This window comes from Micromonospora sp. 050-3, assembly GCF_046549335.1.
In the GTDB taxonomy this organism is placed as follows: domain Bacteria; phylum Actinomycetota; class Actinomycetes; order Mycobacteriales; family Micromonosporaceae; genus Micromonospora; species Micromonospora trifolii.
Genome location: NZ_JAJPVX010000002.1, coordinates 2,654,236 through 2,675,884, shown reverse-complemented (window position 1 = coordinate 2,675,884; position 21,649 = coordinate 2,654,236). Strand labels below are relative to the sequence as shown.

Sequence of the window (21,649 nt, the reverse complement as noted above, 5' to 3'; positions counted from 1 at the left end):
CCCCACGCGCACGACGAAGCGCCCGCCGGCTGAGCCGGCGGGCGCTGTCGTGTTCTCGGGGGTACGCGTCGAGGCCCCGGGCATTGATCCGGTGGGTGGTCAGGCCCCGGAGGTGACCCGGTAGGCGTCGAAGACGCCGTCGACCTTGCGGACCGTGGCCAGCAGGTGGCCCAGGTGCTTCGGGTCGGCCATCTCGAAGCTGAACCGGCTCACCGCCACCCGGTCGCGGGTGGTGGTGACGGTGGCGGAGAGGATGTTGACCCGCTCCTCGGAGAGCACCCGGGTGACGTCGGCCAGCAGCTTGTGCCGGTCCAGAGCCTCGACCTGGATGGCGACCAGGAACGTCGAGGCGGAGGTCAGCTTCCAACTCACCTCGACGACCCGCTCGGCCTGCGCGCGCAGGTCCTCGGCGTTGGCGCAGTCGTCGCGGTGCACGCTCACCCCGCCGGAGCGGGTGACGAAGCCGAACACCGAGTCCGGTGGGACCGGGGTGCAGCAGCGGGCGAGCTTGATCCAGACGTCGCTGACGCCCCGGACCACCACGCCCGGGTCGCTGCTGCTCTGCCGGCTGCGCGGCGGCCGGGTGGCGACGGCGGTCTCGGCGATGTCCTCCGCCGCGCCCTCCTCGCCGCCGTACGCGGCCATCAGCTTCTGCACCACGGACTGCGCGGAGACCTGGCTGTCGCCGACCGCCGCGTAGAGCGACGCCACGTCGGCAAGGTGCAGGTCGCGGGCGATCGACATCAGCGCGTCGGAGGTGAGCATCCGCTGCAACGGCATGCCCTGCTTGCGCATCGCCTTGACGATCGCGTCCTTGCCGGCCTCGATCGCCTCCTCGCGCCGCTCCTTGTTGAAGTACTGCCGGATCTTCGTCCGGGCGCGCGGGCTCTTGACGAAGCCCAGCCAGTCCTGCGTGGGGCCGGCCGTCTCGGACTTCGACGTGAAGATCTCGATCACGTCGCCGTTGGACAGCGTCGACTCGAGCGGCACCAGCTTGCCGTTGACCCGCGCCCCGATGCACTTGTGCCCCACCTCGGTGTGCACCGCGTACGCGAAGTCCACGGGTGTCGAGCCGGTCGGCAGCGGGATGACGTCACCCTTGGGGGTGAAGACGTACACCTCCTGGCTGGACAGGTCGAAGCGCAGCGCGTCCAGGAACTCGCTCGGGTCGGCCGCCTCACGCTGCCAGTCGAGCAGTTGCCGCAGCCAGGTCATCTCGTCGATGTGCGCGGGCGGGCCGACGATCTGGGTGCCCTTGTGCTCCTTGTACTTCCAGTGCGCGGCGATGCCGAACTCCGCGGTGCGGTGCATCGCGTATGTGCGGATCTGCATCTCCACCGGCTTGCCGGTGGGCCCGATGACCGTCGTGTGCAACGACTGGTACATGTTGAACTTGGGCATCGCGATGTAGTCCTTGAACCGGCCCGGCACCGGCTGCCAGTTGGCGTGGATCACTCCCAGCGCCGCGTAGCAGTCCCGAACCGTGTCGACCAGGATCCGCACGCCGACCAGGTCGTAGATGTCGTTGAAGTCGCGACCCCGCACGATCATCTTCTGGTAGATCGAGTAGAGGTGCTTCGGCCGCCCGGTGGTCTCCGCCTTGATCTTGGCGGCCTTCAGGTCGGTGCCGACCTTCTGCGTCACCTGCCGCAACAGCGACTCGCGCTGCGGCTGGTGCTCCCCGATCAGCCGGTTGATCTCCTCGTAGCGCTTCGGGAAGAGCGTGCCGAAGGACAGGTCCTCCAGCTCCCACTTGATCGTGTTCATACCGAGCCGGTGCGCCAGCGGCGCCAGGATCTCCAGCGTCTCCTTGGCCTTCTGCTCCTGCTTGGGGCGGGGCAGGAAGGTCAGGGTGCGCATGTTGTGCAGCCGGTCGGCCAGCTTGATCACCAGGACGCGCGGGTCCTTGGCCATGGCCACGACCATCTTGCGGATCGTCTCGGCCTTGGCCGCGTCGCCCAGCTTGACCTTGTCGAGCTTGGTGACGCCATCGACCAGCAGGGCGACCTCGCCACCGAAGTCGGCCCGCATCTGGTCGAGGGTGTACTCGGTGTCCTCGATGGTGTCGTGCAGCAGCGCGGCGACCAGTGTGGTGGTGTCCATCCCCAGGTTGCCGAGGATCGTCGCCACCGCGAGCGGGTGGGTGATGTAGGGGTCACCGGACTTGCGGTACTGCCCGGAGTGCCACCGCGCGGCCGTGTCGAAGGCGCGCTGGAGCAGCCGGGCGTCCGCCTTGGGGTGGTTGTCCCGGTGGCTGGCGATGAGCGGCTCCAGCACCTCGCTGACCTGGGAGGTCTGCCAGGGCGCGTTGAACCGGGCCAGCCGGGCCCGGACCCGCCGACCGGTGGGCGCGTTGGACAGCCCGAAGCCACCACTGGGCGACGGGTCGACGCCGGCGTCGGTCGGGAACGGCACCACGACGCCATCGGCGCCGGGGGACGCCTCGGCGCTCGGCGGGCCGCTGGTAGGACGCACCGCGCTCTCGCCGGAAGCCCCGCCGGAGCCGTTGGCGGTGCCCGTCACCCGGGCCGGCGCGTCGCCTGTCCGGTCGGTCACCGAGCCGTCAGCGTCGCCTGTCGGGTGCACCGTGCCCTCCGCCGGAGGGACGACATCGTGGGACACCGGCCTCCTCACCGCTCGCCGGAAACACGCCGGCCGAAGATCGGCCGACCTGGTCTCGCTCGCCGGACGGGATACCGCCGGCGTCAGCAAAGGGCAATGCTACCCGCACGGACGGCCCCCTGCCGCTCCGCCGGACGGTCGGCGCCGGGTGCACCCGACGGGTCCGGGATCAAACGGTCAGCGGCGTATCGACCGGTTCAAACGGTCAGCAGGGCGTGGACGGGACGCGGCGCCAGTCGCTCACGCCCACCCAGGAAGCCGAGCTCCAGCAGCACTGTGAAGCCGCTGACGGTGCCGCCGGCCCGCTCGACCAGGTCCAGCGTCGCCTCGGCGGTGCCACCAGTCGCCAACACGTCGTCGACCACCAGCACCCGGTGCCCGGCGGTGAAGGCATCCTCGTGCACTTCGAGGGTGGCCTCGCCGTACTCCAACTCGTAGGAGACCGAGTGCGCCGGGCGTGGCAGCTTGCCGGCCTTGCGCACCGGCACGACGCCCACCCCGGTCGCGTACGCGATGGCCGCCGCGACGACGAACCCGCGCGCCTCGATGCCGACCACGACGTCGAAGGCGTCCCGCCCGTGGTACGCGACGATCCCGTCGATCACCTCACGGAAGACCCTGCCGTCGGCGAACAGTGGCATCAGGTCCTTGAACATGACGCCGGGCTTGGGAAAGTCGGGCACGTCCAGCACTCGACTGGCGACCAGTCGGGCGACCTCCGGGCCACTGTCCCCGTGTGCTGCGGCGCTGTGGGTCTCCGTCACGGCTGTTTCGCTCTCCTTCAACGACGAACGGCGTCCGGCAACAGCATGCCGGACGCCGCTCGGGTGTTTCCTGTCGGGTCAGCGCCGCTTGGCGCCACCCGGCCGGTTGCCGCCGCCACCCGGGCGACCGCCCCGGGCACCGGTCGGCCGCTTGCCCGCCGGCCGAGCGCCCACCTTGGGGGCGGCACCGGCCAGCGCTGCGGCGTCCTGGTCGACCGGCTCGTCGGTCGCGTCGGCCTGGGCTGCCGGGCTCCCGGCAGCACCCTTACCGGTGACCTCGCCGCGGGCGACCCCGCCCCGCCGGGTCAGAATGCGCTTGTTGTGCGCCTGGATCCGCGGGTCGTAGTTCTTCAGCAGCGCCAGCAGCGGGGTGGCCACCAGGATGGAGGTCAGGAACGCCACCGCCATACCGACGAACAGCACCAGACCGAGGTCCTTCAGCGTACCGGCGCCGAGCAGGCCGGCACCGATGAAGAGCAGACCGCCGACCGGCAGCAGGGCGACCACCGAGGTGTTCAACGACCGCATCAGGCTCTGGTTGATGGCCAGGTTGGACGCCTCGGCATACGTCTGGTTGTTGTTGGCGGTGATGCCCCGGGTGTTCTCCTGGACCTTGTCGAAGACCACCACCACGTCGTAGAGCGCGAAGCCCAGAATGGTGAGGAAGCCGATGATCGTCGACGGGGTGACCTCGAAGCCGACCAGCGAGTAGATGCCGGCGGTGAGGATCAGGTTGGTGATCAGCGAGGCGACCGCGGCCACTGCCATCCGCCACTCGAAGCGCAGGATCAGGTAGACCATCACCAGCGCGATGAAGATGACCAGACCGAGCACGGCCCGCTCGGTCACCTGGCTGCCCCAGGCCTCACTGACCTGGTTGTCGCTGATCTGGTCGACGCTGATGCCGAGGTCCTCGGCGATCTGACCCTTGACCGCGGTGGCCTGCTCGGCGGTGAGCTGCGGCGTGCGCAGCTCGTAGGAGTCGCCGCCCGTGCCGCCGACCTTCTGCGTGGTGGCCACCGTGACGCCGGTGTTCTCGGCGGCGAGGGCCGAGTTGACCTCCCGCTCGGCGTCGTCCAGGGTGCCGACGCTGGCCGGCACCTGGAACGAGTTGCCGCCGGCGAACTCGATGCCCAGGCTGAACCCACGGATCGAGAAGCTGAGGATCGCGATCAGGACCAGGATCCCGGCGACGCCGAACCAGAGCTTGCGCCGGCCGACGATGTTGAGACCGGCTTCGCCGTTGTAGAGGCGGCTCGCCAGACCGTTTTCAGCCATCTCAGGCCTCCTTGGCGCGCGGGTTGCGGGGCTGCTGAGTCGGCTGGTTGCGGGCCGGCAGTGCCCGGCCCAGACCGCTGACCCGCGGGGACAGGAACGCCTGCGTCCGGGCGAACATCGTCATGATCGGGTGGCGGAAGAGGAAGACCACCACCAGGTCCAGCACTGTGGCCAGACCGAGCGCGAACGCGAAGCCCTTGACCGTGCCGACCGAGACCACGTAGAGCACCACAGCGGAGAGCAGGGTGATCGCGTTGGCCGAGATGATCGTCCGACGGGCCCGGATCCAGGCGCGGGGCACCGCGCTACGCGGGCTGCGCCCCTCCCGGATCTCGTCTTTCAGTCGTTCGAAGTAGATGACGAACGAGTCCGCCGCCACACCGAGCGAGACGATCATTCCGGCGATGCCGGCGAGGGTGAGCGTGAAGCCGATCTGCCGGCCGAGCACCACCAGCGCGCCGAAGACCAGCAGCGCGGAGAGGATGAGGCTCAGGAAGATCACCGAGCCGAGCAGCCGGTAGTAGAAGAACGCGTAGATGATGACCAGCAGCATGCCGATACCGGCCGCGAGCAGACCGGCGCGCAGGTGGCTGGCACCCAGCGTGGCGGTGACGTTCTGCGCCTCCTGCTGCTCGAAGGTCACCGGCAGCGCGCCGTAGCGGAGCTGGCCGGCGAGGGTGCTGGCGTCCTTCTGGGTGAAGGTGCCGGTGATCTGGGAGTTGCCGGTCAGCACGGCCTGGATCTCCGGGGAGGAGACGATCTTGTTGTCCAGCACGACGGCCACCCGGCACTTGCCGTCCTGACCCAGCGCGGTCGCGTCGCAGGCCTGGCCCTCGTTGTTGAACGCCTCACGGGTCAGCGAGGTCCACTTGCCCTGGCCGTCGCCGGTGAAGTCCAGGCTGACCACCCAGGCGTTGGTCTGGTCGAGCACCGCGTCGGCGTCGGACACGTCGGTGCCCAGCACCTTGGCCTGGTCGAGCAGGTACTTGGACGCGCCGTCCTCGCAGGAGACCACCTGCTGCTTCGCGTCGGAGATCGACGCCGGGGGGCGCTGGTCGAGCTGCGCGCAGCCGATCGTCGGCACGTTGAACTGCATCTGCGCCGGCAGCACCGCGACCTCCTGCGGAGACAGCGTGCCGAACGGCTTGAGCTTCTCGGCCAGCGACGGGTCGGCGGTCAGATCGGCCGGGGCCTGCAACCCGTTGGCGGCCTGCCACGCGGCGGCGCCGACCTTCTGCTCGACAGCCTTGCGCTGCTGCTCGACGCTGGCCGGCACCGGCTCGGCGCTGGCGCTGGGCGCGGCGGCGCTCGGCGAGGCCGTGGCGGACGCGGAGGGAGTCGGCGTGGCGCTGGGCGACGCCGGGGCCATTCCGCCCTGACCGCCGCTGGGCGACGAGGTCACCTTCGGCGAGGCGCTGCCCGCCGGGGTCGGGGTCGCGGCGCCGGTCGGGGCGGCGCTACCGGACGGAGCCGGCGTGGCGGCGGGCGGCGCCTCGGCCACCCCGCTGCCGGAGGCAGCCTTGAGCACCTTGCGGAAGCGCAGCTCAGCCGCCTCGCCGACGTCGTCGAGGTTCCGGTTTTCACCGGGCAGGGAGATGACGATGTTGCGGTTGCCCTCGGTGACCACCTCGGCCTCGGCCACGCCGAACGCGTTGACCCGACTCTCGATGATCTCGCGGGCCTCCTCGAGGTTCTCCGCCGTCGGGGGCTTGCCGTCGACGCTGTTGGTCGCCTCGAGCGTCACCCGCGTGCCGCCGATGAGATCCAGGCCGAGCTTGGGCTCGAGCCGGTCCTTCCAGCTGCCGCTGGCGCCGGCGAAGAACACCAAAAGATAGAGGACCACGAAGATGAACCCGAGCACGGCGAGCTGCCGCCCGGGGCGCATCTGTCCCTGAGGTGGTGCCACGGCTGTCCTGTCTCCCTGTACGGTCGCGCCGCTGTCGCAGCGGCGGCGGTGTCGGGCCGGGGGTCCCGCCCGACGGGGTCTGCCTTGAGCCGACGGAATGTCGACACGAGGACCAGGCACCCCCGGCGCGGAACGCCGACGGTCACGGGAACGTGCCGACGCCCGGCGTCGACCCAACTATCCAGTTTTCACGTCTCGTCCGCTGCCCCGTCGGGGCGCGACAACCCGGAAGCCGACCGACCGGCCGTACGCCGGACTCGCCGCTCCCGGGGGGAGGGTCAGTCCTTGGCGGTGTCCGCGTCCTCGGTGACCGGCTCGCTCGGCAGCTCCGCGCGGGTGACCACCCGCGCGATGGCCGGGCGGGCGTAGCGGGTCTGCACGCCCGGGGCGACCTCGATCAGGACGGTGTCGTCCTCGATGCCGGTGACAGTGCCGTAGAGCCCACCGATGGTCACGACCTCGTCGCCGGGGCCGAGATTGGACTGCATCGACTCCGCCTCTTTGCGGCGCTTCTGCTGGGGCCGGATCATCATGAAATACATGACGCCAAAGAGCAGGGCGATCATCAGGATCGGCGTGAAACCGCCGGCCCCGCCACCCGCTGCTGCCAAATGCACGGTTACTGACCTTCCCATTGGCCACCTGCCCGGCACCGTGGGTGCCGGAGCGGAGGCGGATTCTCACGTCCTGTACAGACCGCGGCGAAGTCTAAACCCTGCACCTGAGAACGCCGAATGCGGCACAGATCACGTTCACATCACGGCTGATCGACATCCAAGGAGAACAAGTCGGGCACAGGTGGACTATCCATGCCAAATGTACCATTCGGTGGCGTGCGCCCCAGATGCCGCCAGGCGGCCTCGGTCGCCACCCGACCCCTGGGCGTACGGGCCAACAGCCCCGCCCGCACCAGGAACGGCTCGCAGACCTCCTCGACCGTGTCCGGCTGCTCCCCCACCGCCACGGCGAGGGTGGACAACCCGACCGGGCCGCCCCGGAACGACTCGACCAACGCGGTCAACACGGCGCGGTCCAGCCGGTCCAGGCCCAGCGCATCCACGTCGTACACGATCAGGGCCGCGCGGGCGGTGTCGAGATCGACCACCCCGTTCGCCCGGACCTCGGCGTAGTCGCGGACCCGGCGCAGCAGTCGGTTCGCGATCCGCGGCGTGCCCCGCGACCGACCGGCGATCTCGGTCGCGCCCTCCGGGGTGATCGGCACCCCCAGGATCCGCGCCGAACGGTGCAGCAGCGTCTCCAGATCCGCCGGCGCGTAGAAGTCGAGGTGCGCGACAAAGCCGAACCGGTCCCGCATCGGCCCGGTCAACAGGCCCGAACGCGTCGTCGCGCCGACCAGGGTGAACGGCTCGACGTCCAGCGGGATCGCCGTCGCCCCCGGCCCCTTACCCACCACCACGTCGACCCGGAAGTCCTCCATCGCGCTGTACAGCAGCTCCTCGGCCGGCCGCGCGATCCGATGGATCTCGTCGATGAAGAGCACGTCGCCCTCGCCGAGGCTGGTCAGGATCGCCGCCAGATCCCCGGAACGCTCGATCGCCGGGCCGCTGGTCACCCGAATACCCGCGCCCAGCTCGGCGGCGACGATGTTGGCAAGACTCGTCTTGCCCAACCCGGGTGGACCGGAGAGCAGGATGTGATCCGGCGGTGACCCCCGCCGCATGGCGCCCTGCAACAACAGGTCGAGCTGGTCGCGTACCCGGTCCTGTGCGATGAACTCGGCCAGCCGCCTCGGCCGTACCGTGGCCTCCGCGTCCCGGTCGGCGTCGCTGACGTACGCCGAGACGAGCCCCTCGGTCTCGCTCATCGTGCGATCCGGGCGGTCATCGGGTGCGGCCCAGCAGTCGGATGGCCTGCTTGAGCAGGACCGGCACCGGCGGCGTCTCACCCTCGATCGACTCCGCCACCGCGGCCACCGCCTGATCGGCCTGACCGGCCGTCCAGCCCAGCCCCACCAGCGCCTGGCGGACCTGGTCGGGCCAGCTGCCGCGGGTCACACCGGCCACCCCGTCGGCACCGATCGGCACCGGGCCGATCCGGTCCCGCAGCTCCAGCACCAGACGTTCCGCACCCTTCTTGCCAATCCCGGGTACGCGGGTCAGGGCGGCCGTGTCGGCGTTGGCGATCGCCTTGCGAACCGCGTCCGGGGTGTGCACCGCCAGCACCGCCTGGGCCAGTCGCGGGCCGACCCCACTGGCGGTCTGGAGCAGCTCGAACAGCGACTTGGCGTCGTCGTCGGCGAAGCCGTAGAGAGTCAGCGAATCTTCCCGCACGATCAGGCTGGTGGCGAGCCGGGCGACCTGGCCGACCCGCAGCTCCGCGAGGGTCCCCGGGGCGCAGTGCACGGCGAGCCCGACCCCACCGACCTCGATCACCGCCTGGTCCGGACCGGTCGCGGTCACCGTGCCGCGCACGCTGGCGATCATCGTGCTCCTCCTCGTCGTGCCCGGTCGGCCGCGGCGGCCAGCTTGGAGCGGGTACCGCCGCGCCACACGTGGCAGATGGCCAGGGCCAGCGCGTCGGCGGCATCCGCCGGCTTCGGCGGCTCGGCCAGCCGCAACAACCGGGTCACCATCGCGGTCATCTGCGCCTTGTCGGCCTGACCGGACCCGGTCACGGCCGCCTTCACCTCACTCGGGGTGTACGTCTGCACCGGCAGCCCGGCCCGCGCCCCGGCCAGCACGGCGATGCCACTGGCCTGCGCGGTGCCCATCACGGTACGAACGTTGTGCTGGCTGAACACCCGCTCGACGGCGACGCTCTCCGGTTGATGCTCGGCGACCAGCTTGTTCAGCGACCGGTCCAGGTGCAGCAGGCGCAGCGCCAGGTCGTCGGCCGGGTCGGTGTAGACCACGTAGTAGGCGACCAGGGTGCAGGGCCGGCCGGGCACACCCTCGACCACGCCCACCCCACACCGGGTCAACCCCGGGTCCACACCGAGCACGCGCACGCCGCCCCCTCCCCAGCCGTCAGCAGTACGTGTGTTCGACACCCTAACCGGCGCCCTTCCCACCAGCCCCACGGGACACGCCCTCCGCACCCCACACCCCCGCACCCCGCACCCCACACCCCCACACCCCCGCACCCCGCACCCCGCACCCCGCGCCCCGCGCCCCGCGCCCCGCGCCCCAAGATCTGCGCAACTTCGCGGATGTTGCTGCCTCCGACCCGCGAGAGACAGCAACATCCCTGATATTGCGCGGATCTTGACGACGAACACCCGTGCCGACCGACCGGGAGCGGCCTTCGGGGCGCCCGCCGCCGTCAAGGTCACGCTCGATCCAGGTCGTAGTGGCCACGACGAGCCGGGATGCCACTACATCCAGGATGCTGCGCGATCTTGCGGCGCGAGACGCGGCAGGGGCGGCAGGCGCGGCAGGTGCGGCACGAGGCGCGGGTGGAAGGGGGCGGCGGCGGGGTGGGAACGGACGGCAGGGGCGGGTGGGGCCACACAGCTTTGGTACGGAGTATGTGTCGCTGGCCCATGTGCCGGGGAGCACACAGCTCGTAACTTCTTGCGCCATGACGGCAGAACCCGTGGTGGTCCCCCACGTCGTACAGGTCGACCTCTCCGGTCGGACCGCCCTGGTCACCGGGGGCGGCGGCGGTATCGGGCGGGCGTGTGCCCTGCGGCTGGGCGCGGCCGGCGCCAAGGTGCTCGTGGTGGACCGCAACCTGGAGGCGGCCAAGGCGGTGGCCGCCGAGGCCGGTGGCCGGGCCGAGGGCGTGGACCTGTCCGACGCCGCGGCGGTGGATTCACTCGACGTGGACGTGGACATCGTGGTGAACAACGCCGGGCTCCAGCACGTCGCGCCGTTGCAGGACTTTCCGGTGGAGCGGTTCGAGTACATCCAGCGGGTGATGGTGGAGGCGCCGTTCCTGCTGATCCGCCGGGCGCTGCCGCACATGTACGCCCGGGGTTGGGGACGGATCGTCAACATCTCCTCGGTGCACGGGTTGCGCGCCTCGCCGTACAAGGCGGCCTACGTCTCGGCCAAGCACGCTCTGGAAGGGCTGTCGAAGGTGGTCGCGTTGGAGGGCGCCGCGCACGGCGTCACCGCCAACTGCATCAACCCGGCGTACGTGCGTACCGCCCTGGTGGAGAGCCAGATCGCCGACCAGGCGGCCAGTCACGGCATCGACGAGACCGAGGTGATCGAGAAGATCATGCTGGCCCGGGCCGCGATCAAACGGTTGATCGAGCCGGAGGAGGTGGCCGAGCTGCTGGCGTACCTCTGCTCGCCGCCGGCGGCGTTCATCACCGGGGCGTCGATCGCCCTCGACGGGGGCTGGACGGCCAACTAGTGGGGCTGAGCACAATGTCGACCATGTCTTCGCCGGTGGAGTTCCTGGAGCTGCTCGCCCGAGAGGCCGCGGCGGTCGAGTTCGAGGGACCGCTGGTGGCCGCGCGGGCCGCCGGGCTGCCGCCGGACCGGCTGGCCGAGCTGGAGCAGGCCAAGTCGGTGGCGTTGCGGGTCCGCGCGCTGCTGGAGCGCCGGCGCCGTCGGGAGAGCGAGCTGTCCGGCCTGTACGACACTGTCAGCGACCTGGCCGGGCTGCGCGACCTGGACGACGTGTTGCGGGCGATCGTGCACCGGGCCCGTCACCTGCTGGGCGCGGACGTGGCGTACATGACGCTCAACGACGACGAACGTGGCGACACGTACATGCGGGTGACCGACGGGTCGGTCTCGGCCCGTTTCCAGCGGTTGCGCCTGCCGATGGGCGCCGGTCTCGGTGGCCTGGTGGCCCAGTCCGGCGCCCCGTACGTCACCGCGAACTACGGCGAGGACGCGCGCTTCCACCACACCGGCGAGATCGACGCCGGGGTGGGCGAGGAGGGGCTGGTGGCGATCCTGGGGGTGCCGCTGCGGCTCGGCTCGACCTCGATCGGGGTGCTCTACGCGGCCAACCGTTCGGCCCGTCCGTTCGTCCGGGAGGAGGTGGCGCTGCTGGTGTCGCTGGCCGCGCACGCCGCGGTGGCGATCGACACCGCCCGGCTGCTGACCGAGACCCGTTCGGCGTTGGCCGAGTTGTCGTCGGCGAACACCACCATCCGGGCGCACAGCAGCTCGGTGGAGCGGGCCGCTGCGGCACACGACCGGATGACTGCACTGGTGCTGCGCGGCGGCGGCGTGGAGGACGTGGCGGCGGCGGTGACCGAGGTGCTGGGCGGCGCGCTGCTGGCGCTGGACGCCGAGGGCCGCCTGCTGGCCCGGGTGGGTGAGATCGAGGAGCCGGACCGCGCGGACATCGTCGAGGCGGTGGCAGCGTCCCGGACCGAGGGGCGCAGCGTACGCCGGGGTCCACTCTGGTACGCGGCGGTGGTGGCCGGCGCGGAGAACCTGGGCGCCCTGGTGCTGCGCCCGGACGACGAGTTGGTCGACGCCGACCAGCGCATCCTTGAGCGGGCCGCGTTGGTGACCGCACTGTTGCTGTTGTTCCGCCGGACGGTCGCTGAGGCGGAGGGGCGGGTGCGTGGCGAGTTGCTGGACGACCTGATCGCCCGCCCGCTGCGCGACACCGACGCGCTGCGCAGTCGGGCCCGTCGGCTCGGGGTGGACCTGGACGCGCCGCACGTGCTGGTGGCGGTGGGCGACGATGCGATCGCCGCGACCGGCTCGGCGCGGCAGCGGGTGCTCTCCTGGGCCACCACGTACGCCTCGGCGCGCGGCGGACTGGCCGCGGCGCGCGACGGCCGGGTGGTGCTGATGCTGCCGGGGTTGGACGCGGGCGGCAGCGCCCGCGCGGTGGCCCGGGACCTGTCCCGGGTGACCGGTCGACCGGTGACCGCCGGGGCGAGTGGCCCGTCGAACACGCCGGCGGCGTTGGCCGGGACGTTCCAGGAGGCGGACCGGTGCCTGACGGCGCTGGGCGCGCTGGGCCGCGCCGGGCAGGGTGCGAGCACCGTGGAGTTGGGCTTCGTCGGGTTGTTGCTGGGCACTGTCGGTGACCGGGGCGAGAAGGACGTGACCGAGTTCCTCAGCGCCACCGTCGGGCCGGTGCTCGACTACGACGCGCGGCGCGGCACGGCTCTGGTGAAGACGCTGGAGGCGTACTTCGGGGTGGGTGGCAGCCTGGCCCGGGCCGCCGAGCAACTGCACGTGCACGTCAACACGGTGACCCAGCGGTTGGAGCGGGTCGGGCAGTTGCTCGGCGTCGACTGGCAGCGACCCGAGCGGGCGCTGGAGGTGCAGCTCGCGCTGCGCCTGCACCGACTGCGCGCACCGGCCGGCTGACCGACGCCGGCCGGCGGGCACGAACGCCGCCCGACACCAGCAGGCACGAACGCCGCCGACCGAGCGCTGGTGTCAGCGGGCCTGGATGCCCTCCAGCACGGCGTCGACGACCCGTTCGGGCAGGGACTGCTCGTCCAGGTCCGGGTTCCACTGGAGCACCCGCTGGATCAGCATCGGCCCGGTGAGCAGCGCCATCGTCACCTCGACGTCGATGTCAGCGCGCAGCACCCCCTCGTCGATGCCGCGCCGCAGCACCTCGCGCATCAGCTGTCGCCTCGGCGAGATGATGTTCTGGTAGAGCTGGAACTGGTCGGCGCTGCGGTTCACGGCGGGCGCCAGGCAGGGCATGATCTTGGCCGCTCGCGGGTCGACGTTCTTGCCGATCGCGCCGACCAGCAGCACCAGGTCGTCGCGGACGGAGTGGCCCGCGGGCTGCGCCAGGACGCCCTTGAGGCGGCGCAGCGCGTCCAGCAGCAACGCGTCCTTGCCGGCCCAGCGGCGGTAGATGGTGGCCTTGCCGACCCCGGCGCGGGTGGCGATCGCCTCGATCGAGAGCGCCTCGATGGTGCTGCCCTCGGCGAGCAGGTCGAGGGTGGCCTCGATGATCGCCTCGTCGGCGCGGATGCTCCGCGGTCGCCCGGGCGACCGCGGAGCATCGGCAGTGGACGTCATGTCCGCCATTCTCCCCGAACCTATGCCGTGCCGGCCAGCTCAGGCTCGGCGACCGGCGCCGCCGGGGCGACGCTCACGTCCTCCTTGCCTGGCATCCAGCGCAGCACCACGATGATCCCGAGTGCGGCGATGACCGCGGAGAGCCCGGCCGCCCAGTGCATGGCGGTGACGAAGGCGTCGTTGGCCGCCGAGATCAGCGCCGGCGCCGCGGGGCCGAGCTGGCCCGCCGCCGCGTACGCCCCGGAGATCGACTCGTTGGCCGCGTCCTGGGCCTGGGTGGGCAGACCGGTCAGCGCGTCGCCGATGTCGCTGCGGTAGACGGCGGAGAGCACCGAGCCGAGGATGGCCACGCCGAGCGCGCCGGCCACCTGGCGGATGGTGTTGCTGACCGCGGAGCCCACCCCGGCCTTCTCCCGGGGCAGCGCCGACATGATCGACTCGGTGGCCGGCGGCATGATGTTTGCCATTCCGGCGCCCTGGATCAGGAAGACGAGCAGCACGATCCAGATCGGGGTGGACGCGCCGATGAAGACGAACGCGCCGAGTGACACCACTGTCAGCGCCAACCCGACGGTGGCGACGGCCTTACCGCCGTAACGGCGGACCATCGCGGCGCTGCGCGGCGCGAAGACCAGCTGGGCGCCGGCGAAGGGCAGGAAGAGCAGACCGGTCTGCAACGGGCTGTAGTCGCGTACGAGTTGCAGGTAGAACGAGCCGAAGAACATCGAGCCCATCGCGGCGAAGAACACCAGGCCGACGATGGCGACCGGCGCGGCGAACCGGGGCACCTTGAACAGTCGGACGTCCAGTGACGGGTGGTCGCTGCGCCGCTCGTGCTGCACGAACCAGCCCAGCACCGCGATGCCGACCAGGATCGAACCCCAGGCCAGCGGGCGGTCGAAGCCGTGCTCGCCGCCGTCGATGATGCCGTAGGAGAGGGCGACCAAACCGACCACGGAGAGCAGCACGCCGAGCACGTCGATCCGGCCGGGCCGCGGGTCACGCGACTCGGGGACCAGCAGCGCCACCAGGACCACGCCCGCGGCGACCACCGGCACGTTGATCAGGAAGACCGAGCCCCACCAGAAGTGCTCCAGCAGCGCGCCGCCGAGGATCGGACCGATCGCCACGGCGAGACCGACAGCGCCGGCCCAGACACCGATGGCCCGACCACGCTCGCGCGGGTCGAAGACGTTGGAGATGATCGACAGCGTCACCGGCATGATGGCCGCGCCGCCGACCCCCATCAGGGCGCGGGCCGCGATGAGCTGTCCGGGGCTCTGGGCGTACGCGGAGAGCAGCGACGCCAGGCCGAACAGCACCAGACCGATCATCAGGAAGCGCTTGCGGCCGGCGCGGTCGCCGAGCACCCCGAAGGTGAACAGCAGCCCGGCGAAGACGAGGGTGTAGGAGTTGATGGACCACTCCAACTCGCCCTGGCTGGCGCCGAGGCCGTGTACCGGGTCGGCCAGGGTGCGCAGGGCGACGTTGAGGATCGTGTTGTCGAGGACGACCACGAGGAGGCTGATCACCAGCACCCCCAGGATCGCCCACCGCCTCGGGTGTCCGGTGTTGTTGTGCAGCTCCATGCCTTGCTTTCCCCTTACGCTGATCACCCGCGACGAAATACGATACGGGTCAGACTCGTAACGCGGGTCAGCCTACGACGCGTATTAACGATACGGCACCGATCCGTATCGTATGTGGTGGGCATCACGCTCCGGCACGACCGCCAGGCAGGCGTTGACGGCCTCCGTCAACGTGCCGAGACGGACCGCCGGACGGCGGAGCGGCTCGATCCAGCCCGGCCCCGCGCCGTACACCCGAAGGAGCGGAAAGTCCCGAGCGAAGCGCACCAGGCGGTAGGCGCGGCCGGTGAGCGGCGTCTGCGACCAGATCACGACGGTGCGCGGGCGCGCCCGGTACACCGCGCTGGTGAGCGCGGACCAGGGCAGCGCGGGGCCGAGGTTCAGACAGCCGCGACCCTGCTCGCGCAGCGCGGCGGCCAGCGCGAGCAGACCCAGGCTGTGCGCCTCCCTCTCGGCGCCGGCCAGCAGCACCCCGCCGGTGGGCAGTGACCGGCCCGGCTCCCGGCGGTACGCGTCCAACCCGACCCGGATGCCCTCGAAGAGGGCGTGCTCGACGACGATCTCGGCGGCGGTACGCCCGGACAGCTGGGCCAGCAGCGGACGGCAGACCTGCTCCCAGACCGCCGGCACGCCCCACGCCTCGACCAGCTCCAGCAGCACCGAGGCGACGCCGTTGGCGTCCAGGTCCTCGGCCGCCAGCGAAACCTGCTTGTGCGCGATCTCCACGGCATCCGCCGGCATCGGTTCGGTCAGCACCAGACGTACCCCCGGGTAGACGTTCTCTACCCGGGGGTTCGCTCGGAGAGCGCGTGGCGGATGCGCCGTCCGGGGAATTTCAGCGGCGGCGTGCCGCCAGCCGGTGGGCCAGCGCGGCGACGCTGCCCCAGATGCCGCGCCGGAACAGCACCACGACGAGGACGAAGATGCCACCGGTCACCAGACCGATCGCCTCGAACCCGGAGAACGACAACCAGTCCTCCAGCCGGACCACGAGAGCGGCGCCGAGCACCCCACCCCAGAGGGTGCCGATCCCGCCGAGCACCACCACGATGACCGCCTTGCCGGAGGTGGTCCAGTGCAGCACGTCCAGCGAGACGAACCGGTGGCCGACAGCGAACAACCCGCCGCCGAGGCCGGCGATGAACCCGGAGAGCACGAACGCGGTGAGCTTGTAACGGTGCACCGGGTAGCCCAGCGCCCGCGCCCTGGCCGGGTTGTCCCGGATGCCGACCAGCACCCGACCGAACGGTGAGTGCACGATCCGCCAGGCGGCGGCGAGCCCGAGCAGCACGATCGGCAGGATCGCGTAGTAGAAGAAGTAGTCGTCGGTGAGGTCGACGCCGAACAGCTCGCGGGGCACACCCTGGAGGCCGTTCTCGCCCTGGGTCACCGAGCGCCACTCGTTGGCGACGTAGTAGACCATCTGCGCGAAGGCCAGGGTCACCATGGCGAAGTAGATGCCGGTCCGCTTGACCGCCAGGTACCCGATCGGGACCGCCAGCACGGCCGCGGCGAGGGCCCCGGCCAGCACCGCGAGCGGAAACGGCAGGCCGGCGTGGATGGCCACCAACCCGGTGACGTACGCGGAGGTGCCCCAGAACGCGGCGTGACCGAAGGACATCAGCCCGGTGAAGCCGAGCAGCAGGTCCACCGCCACGGCGAACAGCGCCCAGCAGAGAATGTCCACAGCGACCGCCGGATAGAGGCCGTTGGGCAGCCACGCCGCGACGGCCAGGCCGACGGCGAGCAGCGCGTACCGGACCCAGCCGGGGGCCCGGGCCACCGCGATCAGCCCGGACGGTGGCGTCGAGCGGGACGCGTCGGTGGGAGTGTCCACGGTGTTGGTCATGCGGGGGCCTCCTCCCGACCGAACAGGCCGGACGGGCGCCAGAGCAGCACGCCGGCCATCACGACGAAGACGATCGTCTGCGAGACGAGCGGGAAGTTGGAGAGGTACGCCTCGCCCCACGCCTGCACCAGCCCGATGCCGAAGCCGGCGGCGACCGACCCGAAGATCGAGCCCAGCCCGCCGATCACCACCACCGCGAACACCACGATGATCAGGTCGGCGCCCATCAGCGGGTTGACCGCGCGCATCGGCGCGGCCAGCACACCGGCGAGGCCGGCCAGCCCGATGCCGAAGCCGAAGACCGGGGTCACCCACCGTCCGACGTCGATGCCGAACGCACGGGTCAGGTCCGGCCGCTCGGTGGCCGCACGGACCACCATCCCGATCCGGGTCCGGGTCAGCACCCACCACACCGCGACGCAGAGCAGCACCGCGAAGCCGAGGATGAACACCCGGTACGTCGGAAAGTCGAACAGCCCGAAGTCGACCGACCCGTTCAACAGCGACGGTGTCTCGTACGGGCTGGACTGCACGCCGTAGCGCAGTTTCACCAGGTCCTGAAGGATCAGCGTGAGACCGAAGGTGAGCAGGAAGTTGTAGAGCGGGTCCAGTTTGGTCAGCCGGTGGATCACCGCGCGTTCCAGCGCCATGCCGAGCAGACCCAGCCCCACCGGCATGATCACCAAGGCGGCCCAGAACGGCACGCCCGCCTCGCTGAGCAGCACGTACGCCCCGAACGCGCCGAGCATGTAGAACGCGCCGTGGGCGAAGTTGACCACCCGCAGCATGCCGAAGATGACAGCGAGCCCGAGGGCGAGCAGGGCGTAGAACGCCCCACTCACCAACCCGTTGAACGTGTTCTGCGCGAAGCCGCTCACAGCGAGCCGCTCACAGCTTGCAGTCCGCCGAGGGCGCGCGGAACGCCTCCGCGGCGGGGATCGTCTTGAGCACCTTCACGTAGTCCCACGGCTCGGCGACCTCGGACTGCGGCTTCACCTGGGCCAGGTACGCGTCGTGCACCACCCGGTGGTCCTCGGCGCGGATCTTGCCGTTGCGCAGGAAGACGTCTTCGACCGTTTTGCCCTCCAGTCCCTTGACCACGGCGTCCGCGTCGTCGGTGCCGGCGGCCTGCACCGCCTCCAGGTACTGCAACGCCGCCGAGTAGTTGGCGGCGTGCGCGAAGGTCGGCCGGGTGCCGGCCTTCTGCTGGAAGCGGTCGGCGAACTCCCGGTTCTTCGCGTCGAAGTTCCAGTACCAGGCGTCGGTGTACGTGGTGCCGGCCAACGCGGCCGGGGTGAGCGAGTGGATGTCGGTGAGGAACATCAGCCCCACCGCCAGGCCGACGCCCTTGTCCCGCAGCTTGAACTCGTTGTACTGCTTCACCACGTTGACCAGCTCCGCGCCGGCCTGCATGGTGCCCAGCACGTCCGGCTTCGGGTTCAGGTTCGGCGCCTTGAGCAGGAAGGTGGAGAAGTCACCGCTGGTGTTCGGGAACGGCGCCCCGTCCTTGCCGACGACGGTGCCGCCGGCCGCCGTGATCGCTGTGGAGAAGCTCTTCTCCATGTCCTGACCGAAGGCGTAGTTCGGGTAGAGGATGTACCAGTTCTTGCCGATCTGCTCGGTGGTGGTCTTCCCGGTGCCGTTGGCCAGCATGTAGGTGTCGTACGCGTAGTGGAAGGTGTACTTGTTGCAGCTCTTACCGGTCAGGTCGGTGGTCGCCGCGCCGATGTTGAAGTAGAGCTTCTTCTTTTCCTTCGCCACGTCGGCGACCTTCAGCGCGGCCGACGAGGTGGGCACGTCCAGGATCAGGTCGACGCCCTTACGGTCGTACATCTCCTGGGCCTTGGAGTTGGCCACGTCCGGCTTGTTCTGGTGGTCGGCGGTCTCCACAGTGATGTCGGTGGTCACCGCCTTGTCGCCGTACTTCGCTGTGAAGTCGGCGATGGCCATCTCCACCGCCGCCACCGAGTTCTTTCCGGACAACTCCGAGTACGCGCCGGACTGGTCGTTGAGCACGCCCAGCACGATCTTGTCGCCGGTCAGCTTCTGGTCGCCACTCGACTGAGGGCCACCGCCGCCGCATCCGGCGACCAGCACCACCACGGCCGACGCCGCGGCCACACCCATCGTCCTGCGCATGCCCACTCCATCCATCCCGCGCGGCGTCGCGCGGGTCGTCGTTGAGAGAATTCAGATCCCGAGGTACGCGAGCAGTTCGCGTTCGCGCGAACGCACCTCGGAGTTGTCCATCGCCTCGGCGACCCGGCCCTCGGCCAGCAGGTAGTGCCGGTCGGCGACACCGGTGGCGAAGTGCAGATTCTGTTCGACCAGCAGCACTGTCACCCGGTGCCGTTTGGCCTCGCGCAGCAGGTCGCCGACCTGCTGCACCAGCAGTGGCGACAGCCCCTCGGTGGGCTCGTCGCAGAGCAGCAGCCGGGCGCCCATCCGCAGCACCCGGGCCAGCGCGAGCATCTGCTGCTCGCCGCCGGAGAGCATGGTGGCCGCCGAGTCCCGTCGGGTGTGCAGGGCCGGGAACGCCTCGTACACCCGCTCCAGCGACCACGGGTCGGGGCCGACAGTGGGTGGCAGCGTGAGGTTCTCGGTGACTGTCAACGTGGCGTAGCTGCCGCGGTCGTCGGGCACCCAACCCAGACCCAGGCGGGCCCGTTTGTGCGCCGGCAACCTGGTGATGTCCCGCCCGTCCAGCTCCACAGTGCCGCGCTGACCGGTGTGCAGCCCCATCACGCAGCGCAGCAGGGTGGACTTGCCGGCACCGTTGCGGCCGACCAGGGTGACCACCTCGCCGGCGGAGACCTCGAGGTTGACGTCGCGCAGCACCTGCGCCTCGCCGTAGAAGGCGGACAGGTTCTCAATGCGCAGCATCGGCGGCTCCCAGGTAGGCGGTGATCACGCGCTCGTCGGCGCGGACCTGCTCGTACGGGCCCTCGACGAGGACCTTGCCGGCCTGGAGCACTGTGACGGTGTCGGCGAGACGGCCGACCACGCTCATGTTGTGCTCGACCATCACCACGGTCCGGCCCTGGCGGACCCGACCGATCAGCTCGACGGTGCGGTCGACGTCCTCCAGGCCCATGCCCGCCGTCGGCTCGTCGAGCAGCAGCACCGTCGGGTCCAGAGCCAGGGCGATGGCCAGCTCCAGGGCGCGTTTCCGGCCGTACGCCAGGGCCGCCGAGGGGGTCTGCGCCAGCTCGGCCAGCCCCACCATGGCCAGCAGTTCGTCGGCCCGTTCGGTGTAGCGGCCCATCAGCTTCGCCGACCGCCAGAACCGCCAGCCCAGCCCGCTGGGCGACTGCAACGCCAGCGCGACGTGTTCGCGGGCGGACAGTTGGGGAAAGAGGCTGGTGATCTGGAACGAACGGGCCACGCCGAGCCGGGCCACCTGCTCGGGGGGCAGCCCGGTGACGTCCCGCCCGGCCAGCTCGATCCGGCCACCACTGGGCCGCAGGAAGCCGGTGAGCAGGTTGAACAGGGTGGTCTTGCCCGCGCCGTTCGGGCCGACCAGCGCGTGCACGCTGTCCGACGCCACGTCGAGGTCGACGTCGTCGACCGCCCGGAAGCCCCGGAAGTCGCGGGTCAGCCCACGGGCCGACAGGAGCGCTTGCCCGGCCATCGCCTCATCCTCCGCACGTCGCGGCGACGGTCGATTCGGTGACCGTGGTCACAGGCCCGTCGCGTGGACGAAACCTACGGCGGGCCGCTGGAGTCGAACCATGTCGATGGGCTCCACATTCAACCTACGTTTGACGTGCGTGAACTCCACTCCCCCGCGCCGTCGACTTGACCGGACCCCCTAGGTTGATGATCCACACAGCCCACCGGAAGGTCCCCACCCCATGCCCGTCGGCTTCACCATGGCGATCGTCTTCGCCGTCGCCCTGGCGGTCAGCGCCGTCGTCGCTCTCGTCGCCCCCGCACGGCCGATCAAGCGGATGGCCGCCCTCGCGGCGCTCGGCTTCCTCGCCCTCACGCTGGTGGTCGGCATCGTCTCCAGCGCCCACTCGGTGCCCATCCGCTCGGTCGGGATCGTCACCAGCTTCGGCAAGCCCACCGGCGAGGTGACCGGCTCGGGCCTGAAATGGGTGGCGCCCTGGCAGAAGGTCGGCGAGTGGGACGCGGGCCGCCAGAAGTACGACCACATCGGCGGCAACAACTGCGTACGCGTACGCACCGGCACCCTCGCCGACGCCTGCGTCGAGGTGCTGGTCGAATGGCAGGTCAAGCCGGAGAACGCGCCGAAGCAGTTCATGGACTACAAGGGCGACTTCGGCAGCTTCCGGGGTCAGCGGGTGGGTGTGCAGCTCGACAGCGCCGTCAACGACGCCTTCGCCGCGTACAACCCGCTGGAGAAGATCGACGCCCAGACCGGCGACCTCAACGTCGACCTGAAGCCGTTCGCCGCGAACATCAAGACCAGCGCGGAGACCCGCCTCGCCACCGACGTGGACATCCTTTCGGTGACCATCACCCGGGTGAACCACGACGACAAGACCGAGGGCAACATCAAGGCGTTCCAGGACAAGCTGGCGCAGACCCGCAACCTGGAGCAGGACCGCAAGAACGCCGAGATCTCCAAGCAGATCACCGAGACCAACGCGAAGGTCGACAAGGTGACCCGTTGTCTGGAGATCGCGGAGAAGAACGGCGCGAACCCGGGGCTCTGCATCAACCCGGGCATCGTCACCGGCAAGTGA

At 70.6% G+C, this 21,649-nt stretch carries 19 protein-coding genes; 3 read left to right on the top strand and 16 right to left on the bottom strand.

What is annotated here, in order from left to right; genetic code table 11:
• Nucleotides 1-99: 99 nt before the first annotated feature.
• The 8 genes from ACLJOK_RS27375 to ruvC all read right to left on the bottom strand — a co-directional run bounded on the left by ACLJOK_RS27375 (nt 100) and on the right by ruvC (nt 9,538).
• Nucleotides 100-2,622, bottom strand: coding sequence for a RelA/SpoT family protein (locus tag ACLJOK_RS27375; protein WP_410821419.1), 2,523 nt, complete (start codon nt 2,620-2,622; stop codon nt 100-102).
• A gap of 197 nt (nt 2,623-2,819) precedes the next feature.
• The gene (locus ACLJOK_RS27370) at nt 2,820-3,386 is read right to left on the bottom strand and encodes an adenine phosphoribosyltransferase (RefSeq protein WP_410821418.1); all 567 of its coding nucleotides are present in this window, start codon (nt 3,384-3,386) and stop codon (nt 2,820-2,822) included.
• Nucleotides 3,387-3,464: 78 nt separating this feature from the next.
• On the bottom strand, nt 3,465-4,664 hold the full coding sequence (gene secF, locus ACLJOK_RS27365; RefSeq protein ID WP_410821417.1) for a protein translocase subunit SecF: 1,200 nt from the start codon (nt 4,662-4,664) through the stop codon (nt 3,465-3,467).
• A gap of 1 nt (nt 4,665) precedes the next feature.
• The gene (secD, locus tag ACLJOK_RS27360; RefSeq protein ID WP_410821416.1) at nt 4,666-6,570 is read right to left on the bottom strand and encodes a protein translocase subunit SecD; all 1,905 of its coding nucleotides are present in this window, start codon (nt 6,568-6,570) and stop codon (nt 4,666-4,668) included.
• Nucleotides 6,571-6,848: 278 nt separating this feature from the next.
• Nucleotides 6,849-7,205 carry a preprotein translocase subunit YajC gene (yajC, locus tag ACLJOK_RS27355; RefSeq protein ID WP_410821415.1) on the bottom strand — a complete coding sequence of 119 codons (357 nt, stop codon included), beginning with the start codon at nt 7,203-7,205 and terminating at the stop codon, nt 6,849-6,851.
• A gap of 122 nt (nt 7,206-7,327) precedes the next feature.
• Nucleotides 7,328-8,395 carry a Holliday junction branch migration DNA helicase RuvB gene (gene ruvB, locus ACLJOK_RS27350; protein ID WP_410821414.1) on the bottom strand — a complete coding sequence of 356 codons (1,068 nt, stop codon included), beginning with the start codon at nt 8,393-8,395 and terminating at the stop codon, nt 7,328-7,330.
• A gap of 16 nt (nt 8,396-8,411) precedes the next feature.
• Nucleotides 8,412-9,014, bottom strand: coding sequence for a Holliday junction branch migration protein RuvA (gene ruvA / locus ACLJOK_RS27345; protein ID WP_091401818.1), 603 nt, complete (start codon nt 9,012-9,014; stop codon nt 8,412-8,414).
• The gene (gene ruvC / locus ACLJOK_RS27340) at nt 9,011-9,538 is read right to left on the bottom strand and encodes a crossover junction endodeoxyribonuclease RuvC (RefSeq protein WP_112584546.1); all 528 of its coding nucleotides are present in this window, start codon (nt 9,536-9,538) and stop codon (nt 9,011-9,013) included. Before ruvC ends, ruvA begins: the two co-directional genes overlap by 4 nt.
• A 572-nt stretch (nt 9,539-10,110) precedes the next feature.
• On the opposite strand from ruvC, the gene ACLJOK_RS27335 reads away from it, so the two are divergent.
• Nucleotides 10,111-10,893, top strand: coding sequence for a 3-hydroxybutyrate dehydrogenase (locus ACLJOK_RS27335; RefSeq protein WP_091401815.1), 783 nt, complete (start codon nt 10,111-10,113; stop codon nt 10,891-10,893).
• Nucleotides 10,894-10,907: 14 nt separating this feature from the next.
• On the top strand, nt 10,908-12,827 hold the full coding sequence (locus tag ACLJOK_RS27330) for a helix-turn-helix domain-containing protein (protein ID WP_410821413.1): 1,920 nt from the start codon (nt 10,908-10,910) through the stop codon (nt 12,825-12,827).
• A gap of 72 nt (nt 12,828-12,899) precedes the next feature.
• Here ACLJOK_RS27330 and ACLJOK_RS27325 read toward each other — a convergent pair whose 3' ends face one another.
• The 8 genes from ACLJOK_RS27325 to ACLJOK_RS27290 all read right to left on the bottom strand — a co-directional run bounded on the left by ACLJOK_RS27325 (nt 12,900) and on the right by ACLJOK_RS27290 (nt 20,568).
• Nucleotides 12,900-13,508, bottom strand: coding sequence for a TetR/AcrR family transcriptional regulator (locus ACLJOK_RS27325; protein WP_145795537.1), 609 nt, complete (start codon nt 13,506-13,508; stop codon nt 12,900-12,902).
• Nucleotides 13,509-13,519: 11 nt separating this feature from the next.
• Nucleotides 13,520-15,088 carry an MFS transporter gene (locus ACLJOK_RS27320; RefSeq protein ID WP_410821412.1) on the bottom strand — a complete coding sequence of 523 codons (1,569 nt, stop codon included), beginning with the start codon at nt 15,086-15,088 and terminating at the stop codon, nt 13,520-13,522.
• Nucleotides 15,089-15,172: 84 nt separating this feature from the next.
• Entirely contained in the window at nt 15,173-15,844 is a 672-nt protein-coding gene (locus tag ACLJOK_RS27315) for a transcriptional regulator (protein WP_410821411.1), read from the bottom strand.
• A 79-nt stretch (nt 15,845-15,923) separates the two neighbouring features.
• A complete protein-coding gene (locus tag ACLJOK_RS27310) occupies nt 15,924-16,937 on the bottom strand; it encodes a branched-chain amino acid ABC transporter permease (protein WP_112583339.1) in 1,014 nt (337 codons plus the stop codon).
• On the bottom strand, nt 16,934-17,815 hold the full coding sequence (locus ACLJOK_RS27305; protein WP_410821410.1) for a branched-chain amino acid ABC transporter permease: 882 nt from the start codon (nt 17,813-17,815) through the stop codon (nt 16,934-16,936). Before ACLJOK_RS27305 ends, ACLJOK_RS27310 begins: the two co-directional genes overlap by 4 nt.
• A gap of 10 nt (nt 17,816-17,825) precedes the next feature.
• Nucleotides 17,826-19,076, bottom strand: a complete 1,251-nt coding sequence (locus ACLJOK_RS27300; protein ID WP_372471847.1) for an ABC transporter substrate-binding protein — start codon at nt 19,074-19,076, stop codon at nt 17,826-17,828.
• 51 nt (nt 19,077-19,127) lie between these two features.
• Nucleotides 19,128-19,820 carry an ABC transporter ATP-binding protein gene (locus ACLJOK_RS27295; protein WP_410821409.1) on the bottom strand — a complete coding sequence of 231 codons (693 nt, stop codon included), beginning with the start codon at nt 19,818-19,820 and terminating at the stop codon, nt 19,128-19,130.
• A complete protein-coding gene (locus ACLJOK_RS27290) occupies nt 19,807-20,568 on the bottom strand; it encodes an ABC transporter ATP-binding protein (protein ID WP_410821408.1) in 762 nt (253 codons plus the stop codon). Before ACLJOK_RS27290 ends, ACLJOK_RS27295 begins: the two co-directional genes overlap by 14 nt.
• A 223-nt stretch (nt 20,569-20,791) precedes the next feature.
• Here ACLJOK_RS27290 and ACLJOK_RS27285 point away from each other — a divergent pair, with 223 nt between their 5' ends.
• Nucleotides 20,792-21,649 (top strand): SPFH domain-containing protein, encoded by an 858-nt coding sequence (locus tag ACLJOK_RS27285; protein WP_410821407.1) that lies wholly within the window; start codon nt 20,792-20,794, stop codon nt 21,647-21,649.